Below are 5,476 nucleotides of genomic sequence, written 5' to 3'. Positions count from 1 at the left end.
GGCGGGCGCCGCTGCCGGAGGCGCCGCAGGTGCAGCCAGCAGCGGCGAGGCCAGCAGCAGGCCGGTGCAGCACAGGAAGGTCAGTCGTCGTGGGAACAAGGGCATCGGGATCGGCCTGGGCAGGAGGCGCGCAGCGCGCGCTCAGAAGGTGAGCTTGACCTGCAGCCCCACCGCCAGCGCGTTGTCGGTGCGCGCATAGGCGAAGGTGCCGGGGTTGACGATGTACTGCACGTCCGGCCGCAGCATCAGCCACGGCGTCAGCTGCGCGCTGTAGGACAGTTCGTAGAGTTCCTCGGCGGTATCGAGCGCGAACACCGGCGCCTCCGGCGGCACGCCGGCATCGAGCAGCGCCGCGCGGCGCGCGTCGAGCAGGCGATGGTTGATGTCGGCGCCGACGTAGCCCAGCGCGATGCGGTCCTGGCTGCGCCGGCCGATGCCCTGGTACACGCCGCCCACGGCGTACCAACGGGTGATCTGCGCGGTGGCATGGTCGGACACCATGTATTGGGCGAAGCCAGTGAGGCCGCGGCCGCGCTCGCCGCCGGGCGAATACAGCTTCTGCTCCACCAGCAGGTAGGCGCCGTCGCGGCCGGTGGTGGCGCGCGGGTCCAGGCCCTTGCGCGGCACCCGCGAGGAGTCGTAGTAGCCGCCGAACTTGTAGGTGCCCGGATAGGCGCCGCCGGCGCCGGGCGTCCAGGTGAGTTCGACGGGAAACAGCGAGCCGGTGGTGCCGCGCGCGGTCAGGTCGAACGCGGTGTGCACGTTGTTGTTGGTGCTGGGGTTGACCTGGAACCAGCCGACCCGCAGGTTCGCCGCCGGCGTCAGTTGCTGCGCCACTTCCGCGCCCCAGCGTGCGTTCGGATAGTTGTACCAGCCGCTGTTGCCGGACATCGCCAGCGGATGCGCGCAGAACGCGGCGTTGACGAAGTTGGTCAGCAGCGTGTGCGCGCCGAACTGGTTGCCCATCGCGTAGAAGCCGGCCTTGATGTAGCTGCGCCCGTCGTTGAAGCGGCGGTCGTAGCTCAGTTCGGTCAGCCGGGTGAACTGGCCGCCGTAGGCTTCCTGGATCGGGAAGCGGTTGCCGAGCAGATCGGCCGAGGTGCTGCGGCCGCGGCGGTCGTTGACGGTCACGTGCAGCGTGCCGCCGCCCCAGCCGGCCAGTTTCGCCAGGTCCAGGTCCACGCCCAGCCGCACCTGCTGCGCATAGCGCGCGCCGCGCTCGCCGCGACCGCCGTCGACCAGACCCATGGCTTCGCCGACGTAGTCGCCGCGCACGTTGACGCCGCGCTGCAGCCAGTCGCTGCGCGTGCCGTCCCAGTCGCCGGTCAAGGTGCTGTGCACCAGGTCGGCGGCGTCCTGCGCAGCCGCGACCGCCGGGACGAAGGCGATGGCCGCGGCCAGCAGCGACCAGGCCGGCAGCGACGGTACGCGTCGCAGCACGACAGCGCCAGCGGATGCAGCGCCGCTCACGGCGCCACCGCCAGCGGTGCGCTCAGCGGCGAGGTCGCGCCATCGTCGCTGGTGACGGTGGCGGTGAGTGTGGCAAGCACCGCGCTGTCGCCGTCCAGCGGCAGCGCGAAGCGGCCCTGTCCCTGCGCATCCACCGCCGCTTCGACGCGGCCGAGATAGCGTTCGGCTTCGTCGTCGCCGCGGTGGCGATTGCCGAACAGTTCCACCGTGTAGAGATGGCCGGGGCGGCCGACGAAGCTGCCCTGCACCTGCGGCACGCCGGCACCGCGTTCGATCGTGCGTAACTGCGGGGCGGCCTGGCCGAAGTTCGGCGCAGGCTGGCAACCGTCCGCCGCCGTAGCGCCGCAGATCGTCGCGCGCTTGCGCGGGTCCGGATCGACGCCGATGCCGCGCGAGCCGACGAAGGGCGCATGCTCCAGGCCCGGCACGCCGAACACGATGGCGCCGCGCGGCTGGCCGGGCACGCAGGCGCCGCCGGCGAAACAGCGCTCGATCTTCAGGCCGTTGCCGGACAGCAGGTTAGCGCTGAACCGGTTGGGCTCGCTGCGCGGCTGCGGGCGCACCGCGATGCCGATGCCGTTGCCGGTCAGGCGGTTGCCCTCGATCAGATTGTCGCGGCCGGTGACGCTGACCCCGATCGAATTGCCGGCGAAGTCGTTGTCGGCGATGGTGTTGCGGTTGCCCCAGTTGATCTGCAGCCCGTCGGAATAGCGCTCGAAGCGGTTGCGCAGCACGGTGTTGTCGTTGCCCCACAGGATCTCGATGCCCTGCGAGGGCTCGGGGTTGGCATCGGTGGAGCGGAACACGTTGTCGGCCACCAGGTTCCAGGCCGCGCCGCGGGTCAGTTCCAGGCCGTCGCCGTTGTCGAGGAAGGTGTTGCGCTCGATGCGGTTGCGCACCGTGGTGGTGGCGGTGGACTGGCCGTTGCCGTCGTCGCCGGTCAGCATCACCCCGGCGCCGCCGTGGTTGGCGACGATGCGGTTGTCGCGCAGCACATTGTCGCTGGCGCGGTTGAGCAGCACGCCGATGCAGAAGTTGCGGATCTCCAGGCCGCTCAGTTCCACGCCCTGGGTGTCGCGCAGCACCAGGCCGGGCAGCGTGGTGCTGCGCACGTTGGTGCCGAACTGGCCCTTCTCGGCGCCCGGGCAGGCGGCGGTGCCCTTGCCGCGGATGTAGCCGGCACCGTCGATGGCGATGTACTGGCCGTCGTGCGCCCGCGCCAGGCCCACCACCTGCAGCGGCCCCTGCAGCGCCGGCAGCGGTGCGCGCGGGCGGATCACGTACGGCGGCGTGCCCACCGCGGCGATCTCGATGCGGTAACGGCCGGGGGCCTGGTTGGCGGTGGTGATCGCCCAGCGCAGGGAGCCCGGGGCATCGTCGTCGGCGTAGCGGTCCACGGTGAGCACGCTGCGCTCCGGCGGCGGCGGCTCGGCCTGGTAGGCGCACACGGCGCCGGGAAGCAGGGCCGCGAGCAGGGCCAGGCCGCGGGAAAACGCACAGGACATGCACCATCTCCAACAGAATCGGGACCGCACCGGCGGCGGGCGGCGCCGCGGCCGCCAGCGGGCACGCGTCGTGCGCTGTCAGGCGCCGGGACAGCGGCAACGCTAGTTTTATCGCACTGCACCATTCAAGTGCGAATATCGATTCGCGGTGCGTTTATCGCACAGTCGCGCACTTCGCCCAGCCCCTCGGGCACTCCACGGGCGGCAGCCGGCACCAGGCGCCGCGCTATCATCGGCGCCCGCGTGGCCGCCGGCCGCCCACCGCCGGAGAGCAGCATGTCCCCGATCCGCCCCTACCTCGACACGACTCCGCAGCTGGGCGCGCGCGTCTATGTCGACCCGGCCTGCACCGTGATCGGCGACGTGGTGCTGGAGGACGACGTGTCGGTATGGCCGGGCACGGTGATCCGCGGCGACGTCAACTACGTGCGCATCGGCGCGCGCAGCAACATCCAGGACGGCACCATCATCCACGTCAGCCACCACAGCCCGTTCAACGCGGCCGGCTACCCGACCCTGATCGGCGCGGACGTGACCGTGGGCCACGGCACCATCATCCATGCCTGCACCATCGAGGACCTGTGCCTGATCGGCATGGGCGCCTGCATCCTCGATGGCGCCACGGTGAAGAAATACGGCTTCGTCGGTGCCGGTGCGGTGGTCGGCCCGGGCAAGACCGTCGGCGAGGGCGAGCTGTGGCTGGGCAATCCCGCGCGCAAGGCGCGCATGCTCAGCGACAAGGAGATCGAGAGCCTGCACTACTCGGCGCAGCACTACGTGCGGCTGAAGGACCGTTACCTCACCGGCAACGGCTGAGGCCACTGCGGTGGTTGCGGCACCTGCGCCGCGGCTGGCGTGCGCCGCGCGCTTGCGCGACACTAGGCGCCTCTGGCGTGGGGACGCCACCGAACGAATGGAATCGCCGATGATCAAGATCTCGCTGCGCGGCCTGCTGGCCGTTTTTTTCTGCGCGCTGTGCGCCACCGCCGGCCCGGCCCTGGCCCAGGACAACGGCCCGGACATGACCGCCGAGCAGTTCGTCGGCTCGCTGCATTTCCGCGACGGGCATATCGAACTGCCGCAGGCCAAGGTGCATTTCGACCTCGGCCCGGCGTTCCGCTTTCTGGACAAGGCCGACGCGCGCAGGGTGCTGGAGAGCTACTGGGGCAACCCGCCCGACGACGACGTGCTGGGCCTGATCGTGCCGCGCCAGCCCGCGCTCGACGAGAAGGGCAGTTGGGCGGTGGTCGTCACCTATTCCGACGACGGCTACGTGTCCGACGAGGACGCCAGCAAGATCGACTACCAGGCCATGCTCAAGGACATGCAGGAGGAGACGCGCGAGTCCAACGCGCAGCGCAAGAAGGCCGGCTACGAGCAGGTCGACCTGATCGGCTGGGCGGTGCCGCCGCTCTACGACACCGGCAGCAAGAAGCTGTACTGGGCGCGCGAGCTGGCGTTCGCCGGCGAGCGCGAGCACACCCTCAACTACGACATCCGCGTGCTCGGCCGGCATGGCTACCTCAGCCTCAATGCGGTCTCGGGCATGGGCGAACTGGCGCAGGTGCGCGAGGGCATGCAGCAGTTGCTGCCGATGGCCGAGTTCGACAGCGGCGCCCGCTATGCCGACCACAACCCGTCCACCGACAAGATCGCCAGCTACGGCCTGGCCACCCTGATCGGCGGCGGCCTGGCGGCCAAGGCCGGCCTGTTCGCCAAGCTGGGCCTGTTGTTGGCCAAGGCCTGGAAGCTGCTGCTGGTCGGCCTGATGGCGCTGGTCGCCGGCGTGCGCAAGCTGTTCTCCGGGCGCCAGCGCGACGGCGGCACGGTACGCTGATCGGCGCCGCCGGCGTGCTGGGCAATTCACGCCACGCCGGCTAAAGTGCCGCTTCGGAGCAGGACGCAGTCGAGAGCAGCATGCCGCCACAGGCAGCCGGCCGAACGGAAGGACGGCCTCCCCACATCGCAGGTGCCCGTGTCCGCCGCACCACCTGGCGGCGGTAAGCGGCATGCTCGATACCTACCGCGAAGTCATCACCCCCGAGGGCGTGCCGCTGCATCTGCCGGCCGCCGGTGCGGTGCCGCGCGCGCTGGCCTGGCTGATCGACCTGGCGCTGCGCTTCGCCCTGCTCACCGCCATGGGCATGTTCCTCGGCCTGCTCGGCGGCCTCGGCCAGGGCCTGTACCTGGTGGCGATGTTCCTGGTGTTCTGGGCGTACCCGATCGTGCTGGAGGGCTGGCGCGGCCAGACCCTGGGCAAGCAGGCGCTGGGCCTGCGCGTGGTGGCGCGCAACGGCGCGCCGGTGGGCTGGATGGCCGCGATCACCCGCAACCTGCTGCGCACCGTGGACATGCTGCCGTTCGGCTACGCCGTCGGCCTGATCGCCTGCCTGTTCGACCCCCATTCGCGGCGCCTGGGCGACCTGGTCGCGGGCACGCTGGTGGTGCACCAGCCGCCGCGCGCGGACGAGGCGCTGCCGCCGATCGCCAGCGCGCTCGCG

The 5,476-nt window shown here is 71.0% G+C and carries 5 protein-coding genes; 3 read left to right on the top strand and 2 right to left on the bottom strand.

Annotated features, from left to right (window positions below; all coding sequences use genetic code 11):
• Nucleotides 1-141 precede the first annotated feature (141 nt).
• Complete coding sequence (locus tag D180_RS01210; protein WP_017911336.1) at nucleotides 142-1,440, bottom strand: carbohydrate porin; 1,299 nt, start codon at nucleotides 1,438-1,440, stop codon at nucleotides 142-144.
• A gap of 26 nt (nucleotides 1,441-1,466) precedes the next feature.
• Nucleotides 1,467-2,975 (bottom strand): right-handed parallel beta-helix repeat-containing protein, encoded by a 1,509-nt coding sequence (locus D180_RS01205; protein WP_017911335.1) that lies wholly within the window; start codon nucleotides 2,973-2,975, stop codon nucleotides 1,467-1,469.
• Between the two features lie 276 nt (nucleotides 2,976-3,251).
• On the opposite strand from D180_RS01205, the gene D180_RS01200 reads away from it, so the two are divergent.
• From D180_RS01200 to D180_RS01190, 3 genes are all read left to right on the top strand, one after another.
• Nucleotides 3,252-3,791: a gamma carbonic anhydrase family protein gene (locus tag D180_RS01200; protein WP_017915009.1), complete on the top strand. Its 540-nt coding sequence runs from the start codon at nucleotides 3,252-3,254 to the stop codon at nucleotides 3,789-3,791.
• A gap of 97 nt (nucleotides 3,792-3,888) precedes the next feature.
• Nucleotides 3,889-4,812 (top strand): DUF2167 domain-containing protein, encoded by a 924-nt coding sequence (locus tag D180_RS01195; RefSeq protein WP_043090265.1) that lies wholly within the window; start codon nucleotides 3,889-3,891, stop codon nucleotides 4,810-4,812.
• A gap of 172 nt (nucleotides 4,813-4,984) precedes the next feature.
• On the top strand, nucleotides 4,985-5,476 hold a 492-nt coding region (locus D180_RS01190), incomplete at its 3' end, for an RDD family protein (RefSeq protein ID WP_017911333.1).

The sequence above is a fragment of the Xanthomonas sp. SHU 166 genome (assembly GCF_000364685.1).
GTDB lineage: Bacteria > Pseudomonadota > Gammaproteobacteria > Xanthomonadales > Xanthomonadaceae > Xanthomonas_A > Xanthomonas_A sontii.
Note: the sequence above shows the minus strand (reverse complement) of the source record. Positions and strands in the feature narration are given on the sequence as shown.

Coding starts and splice junctions, on each gene's coding strand:
- D180_RS01200 (WP_017915009.1), top strand. CDS start 3,252: ATGTCCCCGATCCGCCCCTACCTCGACACGACTCCGCAGCTGGGCGCG.
- D180_RS01205 (WP_017911335.1), bottom strand. CDS start 2,975: ATGTCCTGTGCGTTTTCCCGCGGCCTGGCCCTGCTCGCGGCCCTGCTT.
- D180_RS01195 (WP_043090265.1), top strand. CDS start 3,889: ATGGAATCGCCGATGATCAAGATCTCGCTGCGCGGCCTGCTGGCCGTT.